This window comes from Pseudoalteromonas sp. THAF3, from assembly GCF_009363775.1.
Lineage (GTDB): Bacteria > Pseudomonadota > Gammaproteobacteria > Enterobacterales > Alteromonadaceae > Pseudoalteromonas > Pseudoalteromonas ruthenica.
In genome coordinates, this window is record NZ_CP045418.1 from 872,141 (window position 1) to 889,486 (window position 17,346).

At 47.4% G+C, this 17,346-nt stretch carries 15 protein-coding genes; 11 read left to right on the forward strand and 4 right to left on the reverse strand.

Going from position 1 to position 17,346, the window contains the following annotated elements:
* Positions 1–8 precede the first annotated feature (8 nt).
* From ribBA to FIU82_RS03990, 6 genes are all read left to right on the forward strand, one after another.
* Entirely contained in the window at positions 9–1,115 is a 1,107-nt protein-coding gene (gene ribBA, locus FIU82_RS03965) for a bifunctional 3,4-dihydroxy-2-butanone-4-phosphate synthase/GTP cyclohydrolase II (protein ID WP_138548049.1), read from the forward strand.
* Between the two features lie 99 nt (positions 1,116–1,214).
* The gene (ribE, locus tag FIU82_RS03970) at positions 1,215–1,679 is read left to right on the forward strand and encodes a 6,7-dimethyl-8-ribityllumazine synthase (RefSeq protein WP_022943553.1); all 465 of its coding nucleotides are present in this window, start codon (positions 1,215–1,217) and stop codon (positions 1,677–1,679) included.
* A 9-nt stretch (positions 1,680–1,688) separates the two neighbouring features.
* Positions 1,689–2,102: a transcription antitermination factor NusB gene (nusB, locus tag FIU82_RS03975; protein WP_022943552.1), complete on the forward strand. Its 414-nt coding sequence runs from the start codon at positions 1,689–1,691 to the stop codon at positions 2,100–2,102.
* A gap of 44 nt (positions 2,103–2,146) precedes the next feature.
* Complete coding sequence (gene thiL, locus FIU82_RS03980) at positions 2,147–3,121, forward strand: thiamine-phosphate kinase (protein WP_022943551.1); 975 nt, start codon at positions 2,147–2,149, stop codon at positions 3,119–3,121.
* Entirely contained in the window at positions 3,118–3,606 is a 489-nt protein-coding gene (locus FIU82_RS03985; RefSeq protein WP_022943550.1) for a phosphatidylglycerophosphatase A, read from the forward strand. The genes thiL and FIU82_RS03985 overlap by 4 nt, the downstream gene beginning before the upstream one ends.
* A gap of 51 nt (positions 3,607–3,657) precedes the next feature.
* Positions 3,658–6,729, forward strand: a complete 3,072-nt coding sequence (locus tag FIU82_RS03990) for a diguanylate cyclase (RefSeq protein ID WP_026110916.1) — start codon at positions 3,658–3,660, stop codon at positions 6,727–6,729.
* A gap of 69 nt (positions 6,730–6,798) precedes the next feature.
* Here FIU82_RS03990 and dxs read toward each other — a convergent pair whose 3' ends face one another.
* The 3 genes from dxs to FIU82_RS04005 all read right to left on the reverse strand — a co-directional run bounded on the left by dxs (position 6,799) and on the right by FIU82_RS04005 (position 9,865).
* A complete protein-coding gene (gene dxs, locus FIU82_RS03995) occupies positions 6,799–8,661 on the reverse strand; it encodes a 1-deoxy-D-xylulose-5-phosphate synthase (RefSeq protein ID WP_152440399.1) in 1,863 nt (620 codons plus the stop codon).
* A gap of 68 nt (positions 8,662–8,729) precedes the next feature.
* On the reverse strand, positions 8,730–9,617 hold the full coding sequence (gene ispA, locus FIU82_RS04000) for a (2E,6E)-farnesyl diphosphate synthase (RefSeq protein ID WP_152440400.1): 888 nt from the start codon (positions 9,615–9,617) through the stop codon (positions 8,730–8,732).
* Positions 9,618–9,625: 8 nt separating this feature from the next.
* Positions 9,626–9,865 carry an exodeoxyribonuclease VII small subunit gene (locus tag FIU82_RS04005; RefSeq protein ID WP_022943546.1) on the reverse strand — a complete coding sequence of 80 codons (240 nt, stop codon included), beginning with the start codon at positions 9,863–9,865 and terminating at the stop codon, positions 9,626–9,628.
* Between the two features lie 263 nt (positions 9,866–10,128).
* On the opposite strand from FIU82_RS04005, the gene pomA reads away from it, so the two are divergent.
* The 4 genes from pomA (at position 10,129) to FIU82_RS04025 (ending at position 14,482) form a co-directional block, all read left to right on the forward strand.
* Entirely contained in the window at positions 10,129–10,890 is a 762-nt protein-coding gene (gene pomA, locus FIU82_RS04010) for a flagellar motor protein PomA (protein ID WP_022943545.1), read from the forward strand.
* A 2-nt stretch (positions 10,891–10,892) separates the two neighbouring features.
* A complete protein-coding gene (locus FIU82_RS04015) occupies positions 10,893–11,819 on the forward strand; it encodes a flagellar motor protein MotB (protein WP_026110915.1) in 927 nt (308 codons plus the stop codon).
* A gap of 364 nt (positions 11,820–12,183) precedes the next feature.
* Positions 12,184–12,495 carry a hypothetical protein gene (locus tag FIU82_RS18720; RefSeq protein WP_253946344.1) on the forward strand — a complete coding sequence of 104 codons (312 nt, stop codon included), beginning with the start codon at positions 12,184–12,186 and terminating at the stop codon, positions 12,493–12,495.
* 52 nt (positions 12,496–12,547) lie between these two features.
* On the forward strand, positions 12,548–14,482 hold the full coding sequence (locus FIU82_RS04025) for a DNA topoisomerase III (RefSeq protein ID WP_152440401.1): 1,935 nt from the start codon (positions 12,548–12,550) through the stop codon (positions 14,480–14,482).
* On the opposite strand, the gene FIU82_RS04030 is transcribed toward FIU82_RS04025, so the two are convergent.
* The gene (locus FIU82_RS04030) at positions 14,479–15,798 is read right to left on the reverse strand and encodes a M20 family metallopeptidase (RefSeq protein WP_152440402.1); all 1,320 of its coding nucleotides are present in this window, start codon (positions 15,796–15,798) and stop codon (positions 14,479–14,481) included. The two genes, FIU82_RS04025 and FIU82_RS04030, sit on opposite strands and share 4 nt — an antisense overlap.
* Before the next feature lie 76 nt (positions 15,799–15,874).
* On the opposite strand from FIU82_RS04030, the gene FIU82_RS04035 reads away from it, so the two are divergent.
* Positions 15,875–16,732 (forward strand): tetratricopeptide repeat protein, encoded by an 858-nt coding sequence (locus FIU82_RS04035; RefSeq protein ID WP_152440403.1) that lies wholly within the window; start codon positions 15,875–15,877, stop codon positions 16,730–16,732.
* Positions 16,733–17,346: the final 614 nt, after the last annotated feature.

Here is a 17,346-nt window from a genome sequence, read left to right on the forward strand (position 1 = left end):
GGCAAGATATGAGTTTAAACACCGCAGCGGAGATCATCGACGACATTAAAAATGGCAAGATGGTTATCCTCATGGATGATGAAGATCGTGAAAACGAAGGCGATCTCATTATCGCCGCCGAACACATCAGCGCCGATGCCATTAATTTCATGGCCACCTATGGCCGAGGCCTTATTTGCTTGACGCTTACCCAGGCGCGTTGTGAACAATTAGCACTGCCTTTAATGGTCAGTAATAATGGCGCGCAATTCTCAACCAACTTTACCTTGTCCATTGAAGCGGCCAAAGGGGTGACCACCGGTATTTCGGCCGCAGATCGTGCCCGCACGGTACAAGCCGCTGTTGCCAAAGGAGCAGTGCCAGAAGACATCGTCCAGCCGGGGCATATTTTCCCCATTATGGCACAGCCTGGCGGCGTACTGACACGTGCAGGGCATACTGAGGCTGGCTGCGATTTAGCACGCCTTGCGGGCCTTGAGCCGTCCTCGGTTATCGTCGAAATCCTGAACCCCGATGGCACCATGGCGCGTCGTCCGCAACTCGAAGTCTTTGCTAAAGAGCATGGTATAAAAATGGGCACTATTGCCGATTTAATCGAGTACCGTAATCTTAACGAAACCACCATCGAGCAAGTGGCGAAGTGTAAACTACCAACACAGTACGGTGAGTTTGATCTAGTTACCTACAAAGACACCATCGATGGTCAGCTGCACTATGCGATGATCAAAGGTGATATCAGCGACCCAACCTTAGTGCGGGTGCATTTACAAAGCACCTTTAACGATATTTTACTTTCCGATCGAGGCGCGGACCGCAGTTGGACATTGTCTAACGCCATGGCCTATATCGCTGAACATGATGGGGTGTTGGTTATCCTTGGTAAGCAAGAGCGCAGTGACGATATCGAAGCTATGGTTAAGGCCTTTGCTTTGGAAGATGCTGGCGAAAGTGCCAACCACCGTAAAATCCAGGGAACATCGCGCACCGTAGGCATCGGCTCGCAAATCTTAGCGGATTTAGGCATCACCAAAATGCGCTTAATGAGCATGCCGAAGAAGTATCATGCGCTGTCAGGTTTCCACCTTGAGGTGGTTGACTACGTACAGCCAGAATAAGCAGCTATTTTTTTTCAATTATGCTATGATGCGCGGCAATTTTGCGATACCCGCATTTCGCCGGCATCACGCCTTGGCAGAATCAATTAAGGTTTACAGATGAAAATTATTGAAGGTAACAAGTTTGCACCGGGCAAAAAATTTGCCATCGTGATTTCGCGTTTTAACGACTACATTGGTCGCAGTTTATTGGACGGCGCAGTCGATGAGCTAAAGCGTACAGGTAACGTCAGCGATGATGATATTACCGTGGTGTATGTGCCGGGTGCGGTTGAGTTACCTCTTGCTGCCAAGCGCATTGCCGCCAAAGGTGAGTTTGATGCTATCATCGCCTTGGGCGTGATTATTCGTGGCGGCACTCCGCACTTTGATTTAGTTGCCGGTGAGTCGAATAAAGGTTTGGCGCAGGTATCGCTTGAGTATGATGTACCGGTTGCTTTTGGCGTATTAACGACTGAAAGCATAGAGCAGGCCATTGAGCGTGCCGGTACAAAAATGGGCAACAAAGGCGGCGAAGCTGCATTAGGTGCCCTAGAAATGGTTAATGTTTTAGACAAAATTTAAGGGTTCACAGTGAAACCAGCAGCGAGACGCAAAGCGCGCATATTGGCCTTACAGGCCGTTTACTCTTGGCAAATGAGCGGTAACGCTATTGCTGATATCGAACAAAACATGTTAATCGAGAATGACGTGACTAAGGTCGATGTAGAGTATTTTAAAGACCTAGCGCGCGGTGTTGCCGTTAACTCAAAACAACTAGACGAAGTCTTAGCTCCGCATTTGACGCGTCCGTACGAAGAAATTGATATGGTAGAAAAAGCCATTTTACGACTTTGTGCGTATGAGCTTAAATTCCGAGATGACGTGCCATACAAAGTGGCCATCAATGAAGGCATTGAGCTGGCGAAAATGTTTGGTGCCGATGACAGTCATAAATTCGTTAATGGTGTGCTTGATAAAGCCATTAAGCAGCTACGTAATAGCTAAGCACCTTTAACAAGGAGAGCCGGCTGAGGCCGGCTTTTTTGTGTATGCAAGAATTTGAATTAATAAACCGATACTTTAAAGGCCGAGGGATCACGCGCCGAGATGTGAATCTTGGCATAGGTGATGACTGCGCCTTGGTGAGTATTCCGGAAAACAGCCAATTAGCCATTACCACTGACACCATGGTAGCTGGTGTGCACTTTTTTGAAGATATGTCACCGCGCGCTTTGGGGCACCGGGCTATCGCCGTTAACCTCAGTGACCTTGCTGCAATGGGCGCCGAGCCTGCGTGGGTATCTGTGGCGCTTACCTTACCGAAAGCCGAAGTAGAATGGTTAGAAGAGTTCACAGCAGGCATGCATGAAATAGCAGAATATTTCAACGTGCAAATCATTGGTGGTGATACTACGCAAGGCCCACTTACTGTTACCGTATGCGCCAAAGGCACGGTACCTACCGGCAAAGCGTTAACACGCGGCGGTGCTAAACCCGGCGATTGGATTTATGTTACCGGACCGTTGGGTGATGCGGGCCTGGCTATCGAAGCGCGCAAACAACACCTAGATATTGCCCCTGAATGGCTGAAGAAGCTGACCACTAAATTGGAGTATCCGACGCCCCGGGTGGCAGCGGGACAGGTCTTACGTGGCTACGCCAGCTCTGCCATTGATATCTCCGATGGGCTTTTGGCCGATTTACAACATATTTTAGATATGTCTTTGGTCAGTGCCACCATTCATGCCGATAAAATTCCAACGTCAGAAGCCTTTCGTCAGAGTATTGAAGGCGAGGCGAAATGGCCTTATGTGCTTGGCTATGGTGATGACTATGAGTTGCTTTACACGGTACCCGAGAACCACAAAGCGATGCTGGACAATCGTTTGAGTCAGTATGGCATCGAGGCTGTGTGCATTGGCCAAATTCGTGGTGGCGAGGGGAAGGTCGAGGTACTTAACGGTGAAGATAAACTCGATGTCGCCCAAGTGGGCTTTGAACATTTTATACAGGGTGACGCGTGATCACTACAAGCTTATTTAATCTACGTCGCGGTCATCAGTTTTTAGGCCTAGGCTTTGGCTTAGGTTTAAGTCCCAAAGCCCCAGGTACCGTGGGTACCTTTGCGGCAATTCCTTTTATTTTTATGACCTGGGGTATGCCACTGTGGGTGCAGGCAGCAATGGCGCTCATGCTATGCACTGTGGGTGTGTGGGCCTGTGGTAAAACCGCAGATGACTTGGGTGTGCATGACCATCCGGCTATTGTTTGGGACGAAGTGGCAGGGTTTTATATTACCATGATAGGAGCGGCGATTAATTGGCAGACCTTAGTGGTGGGCTTTGCCCTGTTTCGTTTTTTCGATATTGCCAAGCCTGGACCAATCCGTATGCTTGATAAACGTCTGCATGGTGGGCTTGGGATTATGGCAGATGATATTCTCGCCGGCATATGCTCGCTAATTTGCCTCCAAGCGTTAATTAAAGTAGGTTATTTGCCAGGAATATAAGATTTGAGTCTGGGTGTGACATTGCAGCGGTTTTTTCAGTCACTAGTATTGGTGTGGGCAGTTTTTGCTTCGCACTTGGCGTCGGCATCAATCACGGATTATGTGGTTAAGCAATGGAATACCCGAAATGGTCTGCCTTCACAATCCCTCAAAAGTGTCACCCAAGATAACAAAGGCTATATTTGGGTAGGCACTCAATTTGGTTTAAGTCGTTTTGATGGCGACCACTTCACTAACTTTACCCAGCAAAATAGCAACTTCCTCAATAGTAATGCAATCAATAAGTTATTGATTGATAAAGAAGGGTTGTTGTGGATAGGCACCAAGCGCGGCATTTCCGTACTTGACCCTGACTCAATGAACTACTTTGAGTTTGGTATTGGCGGCCCGGTGCGCGATATATTGCAAGATGATAAAGGCAATATTTGGGTGGCAGCCAACGAACTGTTTTATATCGAGCGCAATCAGGTCGCTTTTCATTTGCCCGAGAGCGAGCGTCGACGCAGTGGCCGTATTCAGGGACGCCTGACTGCCATCAACCAAATTTCGGTCAGTAAAATGGCACTGGCACCGCAAGGCGTGTGGTTAGTCAGTGAAAACTACTTACTGCGCTTAACCAATATGTCGTCGTCGTCATCGCGCTTGCGTTTAAAAATAACAGCGCGGGTGACCCTGCCTGATCGTTTAGCACAAACTATTATCCACGACTTAGCTTGGCTAGAAGGCACTCTGTACCTGGCCTCTGAATTAGGAGCTTACTTCTTAGACATAGATGATGAGCTACGGCCATTTACTTTACCCAACGCCAGTAATGCGGCGGTGTATAAGTTTATGAGTGACTCCGATGGCGCATTGTGGATCTCAACCTATGGGCGATTACTGTATCGCGACAATTCTAAAGAGTGGCAATGGGTTGAGCCAGCAGCACTGGATCAAAGCATCTGGTTTTCCGATATTTATCGCGATGAACAAAACAATATTTGGCTGGCGAGCTTCAGCGAGGGTCTTTGGCTTGCCCACGCGGGTCGGGTTGAGCGCCATAATGCGCTCTCGAGTATGACCGAAGCGGTGATGGCCATTACCTTATCACCCAGTGGTCAGCTATGGGTGGCTAATCGCAGTGGTGTTGGTTATTTCGATCAAGATAATAATTTTATTAATCGCGTGCCTCGGGCTAAATTACGCCGCAGTGCGGTGCATGATTTGCATTTTGTTGGTGAGCGGTTGTATATCGCCACGGATCGCGGTGTGTTGTACTTCGAAGACGAGCAGCTATACAACATTGATGCGCGAGAATTACGGCAAAACCCGGTGTTTGCTATCAGTGAGTCGAGTGCCGGCGGACTGTGGTTTGGTACTGGCCGGGGTATGTATCGCATGGGATATCGAGGCTTAACACCCTTTACCTACAATGCTGTACTCGATAGTAAGTTTATTACTTACGTGCTGGATAAAGGCAAATATGGCTTAATTGGTACCAGCCAAGGCGGCTACTTATTCTCAGATAAAGGCATTGAGCGCATCGGCGACTCTACAGCACTGGAAAGCGCTTATGTCACCAGTATTTTAGAAATTGATGATGTTGGGACGTTAGTTGGTTCGTTAAATGACGGCTTATTCTATCGCAGTACCCAAGGGCGCTGGCACCAGCTTGATGTATCCAATGGCTTACCCTATGGCTCCATTTTTAGTCTGCATCATGATGAAGCCCTGCAGCGGGTGTGGGTCAGCACCATGAAAGGCGTCTACCGCATGCCGGTGGAGCAATTCTCGGATGAAATTGGAAACTTACAAGTAGAGCAGGTGATTTCCTCGTATGATCGCCAGCTCGATGGTAAAGCCAGTCAATGTTGTGCTGGTTTAGGCCATGACGCGGTGGCTGACAGTGGTGACTCTATTTGGTATCCGAGTTTGCAAGGGGTGGTGGAAATCCCAAAAAATGTGCAGCTCTTTGGCCAAGACCAATTAGCGCCCCAAGTGGAGAGTATTGCCACCCCCAGACGTACTTTGTATACCGGTGGCTTGGGTGTTAACCCTGAGCTTGATACCGATGAGCGCGATTTAACGATTAATTATACAGCGATTGATTTTTACGCCCCGGCTGAGGTGGAGTTTCGTTACCAATTAAGTGGCTTGGATACCGACTGGCGCTATGCTAAAAATCGTCGTGAAGCCATTTATACTAACTTACCTCCTGGCCCATTTACTTTTAAGCTTGAAGCCAAGCGCACCAGTGACAGTTGGGAAGAAGCCACAAGCACACACTATGCGTTTCAGGTACCGAAACGCTTCGATGAAACGGTGTATTTCCGATTGCTGATTGTTTCCGGGTTATTTTTTATTATCTATTTATTGCTGTGGGTGTTTAGAGCCCAGGAACGCCGCAAGCAAGCAGCCTTGGAGAGTTTGGTGGAAGAGCGCACTATGGAGCTGCGTGATGCCAATGATAAGCTTAACCAGGTGAACTCTCAGCTGAAGTTAGTGAGTCACTCTGACGAGCTGACAGGACTGCGTAGCCGGCGTTTCTTATTCGATCAGCTGCCTAAAGATATTGAACATTACCAGCGTAATTCGTCTTCATTACAAGAGCAGGGCAGGGCCCTGGTGCTGTTGATCGTGAATATCGACAAATTCTCGCGTATTAATGATGCTTACGGACCGTTGAGCGGCGATAGTTGCTTACAACAAATGGCGACCCTATTGAATTCCTGCACGCAGGGCTCTGACTATGTGGCCCGCTGGAGCGGCGATGAGTTCTTGTTGTTGCTGCGAGATTTCGAGCTTGATCAGGTCAATCAGTTTGCGCGCCAGTTATGCAAATCCATCGCAGAGAAAAGTTTTCAACTACCCAATGGTAAAAAGATTAATCTTAGCGCGTCGCTGGGCTGGTCTTGTTATCCGATGCCCTTGCTCGGCGGCCAAGTGATCGGCTGGGAAACATCGGTGAACTTAGCGGATATTGCCCTTCATCAGGTGAAAAAGCGCGGCGGCGATGGCTGTGCGCATATTGAGTTTGATGATCAGTTGGATGCCTTTGAGTTTGAGCAAAGTGAAAACTTAGATGCGCAAATAGCCACCTTACAAAGCACCGGCTTAGCCGACATTAAAATTTGGATGCGTTAAGAAAGTGAATAAATAAAAAAGGAGCCAAAGGCTCCTTTTTTATTACCGAATATCCAACTCGCGAGCTTGTTAATCTAACCACGTACTTATCTGGCGAGTGATACCATCGCCGTCAAGGCCAAGCTCAGCATGCATTTCTTGCTGCGTACCATGCTTAATAAATACATCGGGTAGGCCAAGGTGCAAAACTGGCTTAAGCTGCTTGCTTTGCGCTAAGTACTCGCTTACTGCTGAGCCTACACCACCGGCGATAACATTATCCTCCAAGGTGACAAGCGCATTATGCTCACTTGCCAACTTATCAATCAGCTGGTGATCGAGAGGTTTAACAAAACGCATATCAACTAGGGTGGCATTGAGCTGCTCTGCTGCTTGTTGGGCATTCTCCAGCAAGGTACCAAACGACAGTATTGCGACTTTTTCGCCGTTGCGAATAACACGTCCCTTGCCAATGGGTAATTGTTGCATTTCGCTATCAAGCTCACCGTCGCCGGCACTGCCACGCGGGTAACGCACAGCGGCGGGTTTATTAAGCCGATGCCCAGTATAGAGCATATTACGGCATTCATTGGCGTTAGCCGGCGCCATAATGACCATATTAGGAATACAGCGTAAATAACTTAAGTCATACGTGCCCTGATGAGTTTCCCCGTCGGCGCCAACCACGCCAGCGCGATCAATGGCAAAGAGCACAGGCAATTCCTGTAGCGCTACATCATGAATAAGTTGATCGTAGGCTCGTTGTAAGAAGGTTGAATAAATTGCTACTACGGGATTTAGGCCTTCACACGCAAACCCTGCACCGAGTGTGACCGCATGCTGCTCTGCAATGGCAACATCAAAATACTGTTGTGGATACTCTTTAGAGAAGCGCACCATGCCCGAGCCTTCGCGCATTGCCGGAGTGATGGCCATCAGTTTGTCATCAACGCTGGCCATATCACACAACCAATCGCCGAACACTTTTGAAAAGGTCGGTGCGCCCGGCTTAGATTTGGGTAATTTAGTCACGGTCGGGTCAAACTTGGGCACCGCATGGTAACCAATAGGATCGGCTTCAGCTGGCTTATAACCCTTGCCCTTTTGGGTTTTTATATGCAGTAGCTGAGGACCCTTGAGGTTGCGCATATTGCGCAGGGTGTCGACCAGCATGTTGACATCATGGCCATCGATTGGGCCGATATAATTAAAGCCAAGCTCTTCGAAGAAGGTGCCCGGTATAACCATGCCTTTAAGATGCTCTTCCATACGGCTAGCCAGTTCTTTCACAGGCGGTAACCCTGATAAGAGCTTTTTGCTGCCCTCACGAATATTGGCATAAAAGCTACCGGAGAGAATACGCGCAAAATGATTATTTAACGCGCCGACATTTTCTGAAATAGACATCTCGTTGTCATTTAAAATGACTAACATGTCGGAATTGATATCGCCAGCGTGGTTCATCGCCTCAAAGGCCATGCCCGCAGTGATAGCACCATCGCCGATGACGGCAACGGTTTTACGGCCTTGGCCTTCTTTTTGTGCAGCAATAGCCATACCTAAAGCGGCGGAGATGGAGGTACTCGAATGACCGACACTAAAGGTGTCGTACTCGCTCTCACCGCGATAAGGGAACGGATGTAATCCATCTTTTTGGCGAATAGTGTGCATTTGCTCACGGCGGCCGGTGATCAGTTTGTGCGGATAGGCTTGGTGGCCTACATCCCAAATCAGGCGATCAAACGGGGTGTTATACACATAGTGCAGCGCAACAGTCAGTTCAACCGTGCCGAGCCCGGAGGCAAAGTGACCGCTACTTTGCGATACGGAGTTTAGTAAGTAGTCCCGCAGTTCGTGGCTAAACGCGCCTAACCGCTCTTGCGGTAGCTCGCGAAGTTGTTCAGGCTTGCTGACCTGTTGTAATAAGGGATACTTGCTACTATCCAAATTCATGCGTCGTTTTATCCTTTACTGCGATGGCTGAAGTATATCAAACCAGCCCTTCGCATCAGTAGTCATTTTTAATGATCTCTGGCGATGATATAGCCTGCGAGTTGCTCGAGAACACGGGTGTCATATGGGAGCGGGCACACCGCATCAATAGCTTGTTGATACAAATGCTGCATCTTATCTTTGGCACCATCAAGGCCCATAAGCGCAGGATAAGTAGATTTATTTGCAGCCACATCAGAGCCTTGCGGCTTTCCTAGCGTGGCGGTATCTCCTTCAACATCCAAAATATCATCTTGCACTTGAAAAGCCAGGCCGATGGCACGGCCGTAATCGTCTAATGCAGCACGTGTGCTGTTTTCTACGTTCGGGGAGCACAAATAGCCCAGCTTAATGGCGCAGCTTAGCAATGCCCCGGTTTTTAGACGATGAATATGCTCAAGTTCATTTAAGGAAATCGCTTTATCGGTGGCCGCGATATCTAGTGCCTGGCCGCCTACCATACCCAATAGTCCTGAAGCTTGGCTTAAACTTCTTACCAATGCTAACTGTTGGCTAGCGCCGATATCAAAGTCAGTGCTACTGAGCAGCTCAAAGGCAATGGTTTGCAAGGTGTCGCCAGCTAAAATAGCGTGGGCCTCGTCAAATGCGATATGGCAGGTGGGTCGACCGCGCCGTAATTCATCATCGTCCATGGCCGGTAAATCATCATGCACCAGAGAGTAACTATGAATACACTCAATGGCTGCAGCGGCTTTGTGAAGATCGTCTTGATGTGCTGCAAGCATATTACCTACAGCATAGACTAAAAATGGTCGCAAGCGCTTGCCACCATTTTCAATACAGTACTGCGTTGCCGCCAATAATTGAGGCTGTGTTTGTTGCTGTGTTTGAAAATAACGCTGTAGGGTGTGTAGCACATCCTGTTGTGCCTGTGCTAAGGCATGTTTTAAATTCACAGGGGCGACTACTCTTGATCATCCATTGGGGTGAGCTCAGCGTTTAGGTCGTTGCTCATTAACATGCTTACTTTCTGCTGGGCGTTATCAAGCTTTTGAGCCGATGCATTTGCCAGACCAATACCGCGTTCAAATTGCTTTAAAGATTGCTCTAAAGACAATTCTCCTTGCTCCATATCAGTTACAATTTGCCCCAATTCATTAATGGCTTCTTCAAAGCTTAGGTTTTCTGGTTTTTTTTGGGCCATGGCCTTGTCACTCACTACACCTAATAAGAGCGCCAATTTTAGGGGGAATCGTGGACTAGGTCAAAGATGGATGCGATTTTCACGGCAAAGCTGTGTAGGCATGCTAGTTTTAATATTGTCGCTTCGCGATTTTAAAAAAATGATTCAAGTAATTCAGCAAGTTGCCGATATCTCAAGAGTAATTATAATAACGTCTGATATTCCCTGGCCATATATAGGGCTTTAGTGGGAAGGCGCTGAATAGAAAAGTGGGTGGAGGACATGTGGATTTAGCAACCATAATAGGTATTCTCGGCGCGATTGGTTTCGTTGTCATGTCTATGGTGCTTGGTGGTGATGTGGGCATGTTCTATAACACTCCTTCGGTGCTAATTGTATTTGGTGGTTCTCTTTTTATTGTGCTTGCTAACTACACCATGGGGCAATTTTTCACCATAGGGAAAGTAGCCGGCAAGGCCTTCATGTTTAAGATTGAATCACCTGATGAGCTTATTGAGAAGGCTGTAGAGCTGGCAGACTCTGCTCGTAAAGGGGGCTTTTTAGCGCTAGAAGAGGCAGAGATTAACAACAAGTTTATGCGCAAAGGCATTGATATGTTGGTTGATGGCCATGACGCCGATGTGGTTCGTGCTACTTTGCAAAAAGATATTTTGTTAACCACCGCTCGCCATGAGCAAGGCGCTGGACTGTTTAAGGCCTTGGGTGATATAGCCCCGGCAATGGGTATGATCGGGACCTTGATCGGGTTGGTGGCGATGCTCTCTAACATGGATGACCCCAAAGCGATTGGTCCCGCGATGGCGGTGGCGCTACTAACCACATTGTACGGTGCGTTTCTCGCCAATGTGATAGCTATTCCTATCCAATCCAAGTTAGAACTGCGCAAAGACGAAGAAGAGCTCAATCAACGGCTGATCTTAGACGCTATCCTAGGTATTCAAGACGGACAAAACCCTAAAGTTATCGAAGGCATTCTGAAAAATTATCTGGCAGAGTCCAAGCGCCAAGTTGATACCGAGGAGTAAGTATGTCGGATGAAAAACCCTGCAAATGCCCCCCTCCCGGATTACCGGCTTGGATGGGCACGTTCGCAGACTTGATGTCGCTACTGATGTGTTTCTTCGTATTGCTATTGGCGTTCTCCGAGATGGATGTGCTCAAGTTTAAGCAAATTGCTGGTTCCATGAAGTTTGCTTTTGGTGTGCAAAATAAACTGGAAGTAAAAGACATACCTAAAGGAACCAGTGTCATCGCCATGGAATTTAAACCGGGGCGCCCAGACCCCACGCCCATCGAGACAATTCAACAGCAAACTGTTGAAATGACACAGCAAATGCTGGAGTTCCAAGCAGGGGAAGAAGATTCCGCAGGCGGTCGTAAAGAGCAGCGTGGGGACCAACGCGGTGGGGAGTCTGCCAGTACCGCCGATGAGCAGTCACAACAGCAAGCCATCGCCGCAGCAGACCAAGAGCGCACCAATGAGCTGGTGAAGAAAATTGCACAACAGCTAGAACAGCAAATTATTGACGGCGCCATAGAACTGGAATCTCTAGGGCAGCAAATAATTATTCGCATCCGTGAAAACGGCTCTTTTCCCTCCGGCAGTGCTTTCTTACAGCCAAAATTTAAGCCTATTATTCAAGATATTGCTGAATTACTAAAAGATGTACCCGGGGAAATCACTGTCTCGGGGCACACCGATGACTTCCAAGTCTCTAATGAGCTCTATACCAACAACTGGGACCTGAGCGCGATGCGCGCAGTTGCGGTTGCCAGTGAAATGCAAAAGGTTGATGACTTTGATAAAAGTAGAATGGTCGTGGTGGGGCGCGCAGATACACGGCCGTTAGTGCCCAATGAAACTGATGAAGATCGTAAGCGTAATCGCCGCGTCGAGATTTCAATCATGCAGGGTAAAGCCAAAGAATCTGACCCCATTGAAGTTGTGCAGTAACTATTGGCTTTGTGCCAAAAATACGGTAATTTAGCAACTGAATTAAAGCTGAATAGACAGGGAGCACAGGATGTTGGATTTGCATAAGTTTGCCAGTATACCCGGAAATGGTAGCGGCACTGATGATAAAAGCGGAGACGATAACAAAGACACCGAACAGTCGTTAGGCTAAGTACTTATGCCTAGTTGGCTAGAGGAAACGTTAATCTTTCTAAACAATAGTTGGGCAGCATTTTTGCTGCCCGCTATTGTTTTCTATGTCCTTACTCGTGAGTACAAGGCCTTGCGGTTTGTCCTTCTAACCGCCGCTTTCTTTCTCTACGGAACACTGATACACGATTTTTTGCTCGATTGGGATAAAGACATGATCTGGCGTTATGTCATATGGGCAAGCAACGATATTACCTGGATGGCGATTATTGCCTACTGGGGCATTCGTGGCAAAGTGCATATGTGGCAAAGTATTGCTGGTCAGCTTATTGTCGTTGCCGCGCCTTTTTTACAGCTTTGGCGTGTCGCCGATCGCCATTTATGGGATCTAACATTTAATAGCTCGTACCTTTACAAAACCCTAATACCAATCATAAACAGCGTCACTTTAATATTGTGCTATTTACCGATACTGTTTTGGTTGCAGGCAAGAAGAAACAAAACAGCCGCGCGCACTCTTTCCTAGCTCGTAATTATACTCTACACTGTAATAACTGTATAAATAGCCAGTTATTGTCATGAAGCTTTATATTGCCGAAAAACCCTCTCTTGGCCGTGCCATAGCCGCAGCCTTGCCCAAACCTCAGCAAAAAAAAGAAGGCTATATAGAGCTCGGCAATGGCGATTGTGTCACCTGGTGTATCGGTCATTTACTTGAGCAGGCTGAGCCCGATGACTACGACCCCGCTTTTAAAAAGTGGCAATTGGCGCACTTGCCTATTATTCCGACGCAGTGGCAGCTAAAAGCGAAAAGCAAAACTCGTAAACAACTCACCTTAGTTAAGAAGCTGATAAAGCAAGCTCACATCTTAGTGCATGCCGGCGACCCCGATAGAGAAGGGCAATTGCTGGTTGATGAAGTGATTAATCAGGTATCTTTGTCGCAACATAAAAAGCAAGCGGTTGAGCGTTTACTGATCAGTGATTTGAACTTGCCTGCAGTGAAAAAAGCCCTGAACCAGCTGCAGCCCAATACCCGGTTTGTGCCTTTGAGTGTTTCAGCACTCGCCCGCTCGCGCGCCGACTGGTTGTTTGGCATGAACCTAACACGAGCTTATACCTTGGCGGGACAAAAAAGCGGTTATCGAGGGGTGCTCTCAGTGGGAAGGGTACAAACCCCGGTGCTGGGTCTGGTGGTCGCCAGAGATAAAGAAATTGCCGAGTTCGTTAGTAAGCCGTTTTATGAAGTGCACGCGCAAGTGACTACAGCACAAGGCGAGTCATTTTGGCTGAAGTGGCAACCAAGCGAAGCGTGTCGGGCCTATCAAGATGAACAGGGCCGAGTATTGCTGCGTAAGCTTGCAGAAAATGTAGTCGGCCGGATTGTCGGCCAACCGGCAAGTGTGACCGACTTAAGCAAAGAGCAAAAGCAAGAGCAAGCTCCTCTGCCTTATAACCTATCGGCACTGCAAATAGATGCAGCGAAGCGCTTTTCTCTCTCCGCGAAGGCGGTATTAGATTGTTGTCAAAGCTTGTATGAGAAGCATAAATTAATTACTTACCCGCGCTCAGATAACCGCTATTTGCCTAAGGAGCATTTTGCTGACGCCAGCAATATTATTAACGCAGTGCTTAATAATGGCGTTTTCACCGCCCAGCATCTCACAGCTGTAGATAGCAATAAAAAGAGCCGTTGCTTTAACGATAGCAAAGTGGCAGCGCACCATGCCATCGTACCTACAGCCAAGCACACCGCAGCGCAGTTGAATGATAATGAGCGCAAAGTGTATGAACTGATCTGTCGCCAATACCTTATTCAATTTATGCCTGCATATCGCTATTACCAAAGTGATGTCGAGGTGACCATAGCCGGAGGCAAGTTCACAACAAAGGCCCGAGAAGACATTGAGCTGGGTTTTAAAGAGCTCATGGGCAAAAAGGCGAAGCAAGATGAGCAATGTTTACCACCATTGACCTTAGGGCAATTGTTACAGTGTGATGATGCACGTATTGACGATAAGCAGACCACACCCCCGGCACACTTTAGTGATGCCACTCTATTAAGCGCAATGACATCCATTGGCCGTTACGTCAAGGACACACAACTACGTAAAGTGCTGCGCGATACCGATGGCTTAGGCACTGAGGCAACCAGAGCAAGCATCATCGAATTGCTTTTCTCACGTGGTTTTCTTACTCGTAAAGGAAAATCCATTTGTGCTAGCGAAGCGGGAAGCGCTCTGATCAGTGCGTTGCCCGAGCAATTAGCAACGCCGGATATGACGGCGCACTGGGAAATGGCATTAGCAAAAATTGCCGAGCAAGAGCTCAAATATCAAGACTTCATGCAGCCATTAACCACACAGTTGAACGACTTGGTCAATCAAGCAAAGAACTGTGATGCTGGTGTATTTAGCAATATTAAAGGGCCCGCCAAGCGAGCCTTGAGAGGTGGTAAAAGAAAGCGCGCCCGCAGTTATAAAGCTAAGGGCGCGTCTAAAGCGCAAGCTTAAGGTGTATTGAATAGCTTAAGCGCCGCGTGGGTCATCGCTTTGACACCCGTTGGAATGGCCTTTTTATAATCAGGCGCAAACTTACTAGAGTGCAGCGATGGCAGTTGCGCCCCAGATTGTTGAGCGGCGTTATATGTTTCTGGGTTTACTCCGCCGAGCCAAAACAGGGTAATAGGCAAGTTGTCGTCGGTGCGTCCGTACAAGCCAAAATCTTCCCCGGCCATGACTGGCTTGGTTAATTCTACATTATTCTCACCGATAGCGTTTTTAATGGCGTCTGTGACTAAGGTAGTTTGCGTTGGATCGTTATAAGTAGAAGGAATTGATTCTTGTTCGTGGACAATGACTTCAGGGTAAAGGGCTTGCTCTAAGCCCGCGCTAGCAGCAATACCTGCGCTTATGCGTTTAATGGCGGCAATTTGTTGATTACGTACCTGCGGGTTATAGCTGCGTAGCGTGAGTTGCAGAGTCACTTCGTTAGAGATGACATTATGTTTACTGCCGCCATGAATAGACCCGACAGTCACAACGGAAGGTTCTAAAGGTGAGAGCTCACGGCTGGTGATCGTTTGTAGCGCCAACACCAAACGTGAGGCAATGACCACAGGGTCGATGGTGGTGTGCGGGTAGGCACCATGTCCACCTTTACCTTTCACAATGATGTCCACCGAGTCTACACTGGCCATGGTATATTCCGGCTTTAAGGCAACCTTGCCCGCAGGCACACTGGCACTGACATGCAAGGCTAAAACATGATCTGGTTTAGCGAAGCGACTAAACAAGCCCTCATTGAGCATTGCTTTGGCACCCGCGCCTATTTCCTCAGCAGGTTGAGCTACCATCATCAGCGTACCTTGCCATTGATCTTTATGGGCCATGAGGTGTTCAGCAGTGCCAATAAAACTGCTCATATGAATATCGTGACCACAGCCATGCATCACCCCAACTTTGGAGCCATCATCTTTTGTCACCGTCACTTTAGATGCGTAGTTCACACCGGTTTGTTCGACGATTGGCAAACCGTCGGTGTCGGTGCGGATCATAACGGTCGGCCCAGAGCCATTTTTATACAGACCAACGACGCCGTAGCCACCCACTTCTTTGGTCACATCAAACCCTAAGGTTTGCAGTTTACTGGCCAGTTTTTCACCGGTTTGCTGTTCGTGTAAAGACAGCTCTGGTGATTGGTGTAAATCAAGATAGAAGGCTTCAAGCTCAGGGAGTCTATCTTTAACATCTATACTGTGTGCTGCTGTTGATGTGCATGCAAGTAGTAAAGCAGCACTGAGAGCGGTGAAAGAAGTAGGCAATTGCATGGGTGATCCTTGCTCTTGTAATTGTTATGTTAGTCACCATATCAAAGCGTAATTATAGTGAGATGGCAACATAAGCATGACGAATCAAATTCAATTGACGGCAGAGAATATCCAGCAAGTATTAGGCGACACTTCGCAAGAAAAGTTGGTGGCGTTGAGCTTTTACTCTGCCCAAAGCCCGGAATGTCAGGAACAGGCCAGTATTTTACAAGGCATAGCGCAGCAATATCAGCAGCATCTTGTCGTGGCAACTTTAGATTGTGACACACAGCAAGCATTGGCGGGTCAATTAGCGCAGCAAATTGGCTTACAAGCGTTGCCTACTTTGGTGTTATTAAAAGAGGGAGCACCAGTCGATATGCTCCCAGGGCCACAAAGCGAGGTGCAAATTAAAGAAGCATTGCAAAAGCACTTACCACAACCACAAGATATGTTGCTGCAACAAGCCAAAGATGCATTGATGGTCCAAAATCATAACGAGGCCTTTAAACTGGCAAAACAGGCGTATGACATAGACAGCAATAATAGTCGTATCAAACTGGTGTTGGCTGATGTTTGCATCCAAATACATAAGCTTGATGACGCCAAAGCGTTATTGGAAACCATAGGCCTAGTCGAGCAGGATGCATATTATAACAATATTAAAGCCAAGCTAGAACTTGCCGAACAAGCGCAGGACTCACCAGAGATCCAAGCTTTGCAACAGACCGTTGATAACGAGCCTGAAAACCTTGAGGCAAAAGTAAATTTGGCTGTGGCACTCAATGAAGCGGGTAAAAAAGAAGACGCGTTAGCGACACTGTTTAAAGTGCTTAACAAAGATCTTAATTTTGGCGATGCGAAGAAGTCCTACCTTGATATCATTGCTAGCCTACCTGAGGGCGACGCCCTAGCAGCTCAATATCGCCGTAAACTATATAGTATCTTGTATTAAGAAATGCATACGTTGCAATCGAGATAAAGGAGTGCACGCTAAGTGCACTTTTTTATAAGCCCTACCTTGATCTTTATTGTAGTTGTTCAATACTTATAGGCCGCCTTAAGGAAAGAGCACAAAAAAACAGCCTAATCGATGTTCGTTTGCCTTTGTTTTGTTGGTATTTTGAACGCTTGAGCTTGGATTAACGTTTTTTTGCGGTTTTTAGTAAAAAAGGGGTTGCGTTGATTTTGTTTCTCCCTATAATGCGCTCCCAATGACACGGCAGACAGCAACGGATAACGAGCTAAACGCACAGTGTTAGGGGGTCAAATAAAACTTAGTTTAAAGCGAATTAAAAAACTTAAAATTAAGTGTTGACACAAAGTAAGGAAAGCGTAGAATGCGCAGCCCTGAACGGGAGCAAAGCTTCCGAGGCGAAAGCCTAAAACGTTCTTTAAAAATATGAAGCAATCATCTGTGTGGGCACTCGTACAGATTGAGTTCTAACAGCCGACTCTAGTTCGCTAGATGACGCAAACAAATTTAGAGTCTCAATTGAGCTGAGTGACCATAAGTTATTAAAAGATTCAGCCTTGAGCTGTTTTGATTTCACTTTTTTAAAAGTGAAA

What these genes read in the sequence shown, in the direction of transcription:
- ribBA (WP_138548049.1), top strand. Translation starts at nt 9, where the DNA reads ATGAGTTTAAACACCGCAGCGGAGATCATCGACGACATTAAAAATGGC.
- ribE (WP_022943553.1), top strand. Translation starts at nt 1,215, where the DNA reads ATGAAAATTATTGAAGGTAACAAGTTTGCACCGGGCAAAAAATTTGCC.
- thiL (WP_022943551.1), top strand. Translation starts at nt 2,147, where the DNA reads ATGCAAGAATTTGAATTAATAAACCGATACTTTAAAGGCCGAGGGATC.
- dxs (WP_152440399.1), bottom strand. Translation starts at nt 8,661, where the DNA reads ATGAATTTGGATAGTAGCAAGTATCCCTTATTACAACAGGTCAGCAAG.
- FIU82_RS04005 (WP_022943546.1), bottom strand. Translation starts at nt 9,865, where the DNA reads ATGGCCCAAAAAAAACCAGAAAACCTAAGCTTTGAAGAAGCCATTAAT.
- FIU82_RS04015 (WP_026110915.1), top strand. Translation starts at nt 10,893, where the DNA reads ATGTCGGATGAAAAACCCTGCAAATGCCCCCCTCCCGGATTACCGGCT.
- FIU82_RS18720 (WP_253946344.1), top strand. Translation starts at nt 12,184, where the DNA reads ATGATCTGGCGTTATGTCATATGGGCAAGCAACGATATTACCTGGATG.
- FIU82_RS04025 (WP_152440401.1), top strand. Translation starts at nt 12,548, where the DNA reads ATGAAGCTTTATATTGCCGAAAAACCCTCTCTTGGCCGTGCCATAGCC.
- FIU82_RS04030 (WP_152440402.1), bottom strand. Translation starts at nt 15,798, where the DNA reads ATGCAATTGCCTACTTCTTTCACCGCTCTCAGTGCTGCTTTACTACTT.
- FIU82_RS04035 (WP_152440403.1), top strand. Translation starts at nt 15,875, where the DNA reads ATGACGAATCAAATTCAATTGACGGCAGAGAATATCCAGCAAGTATTA.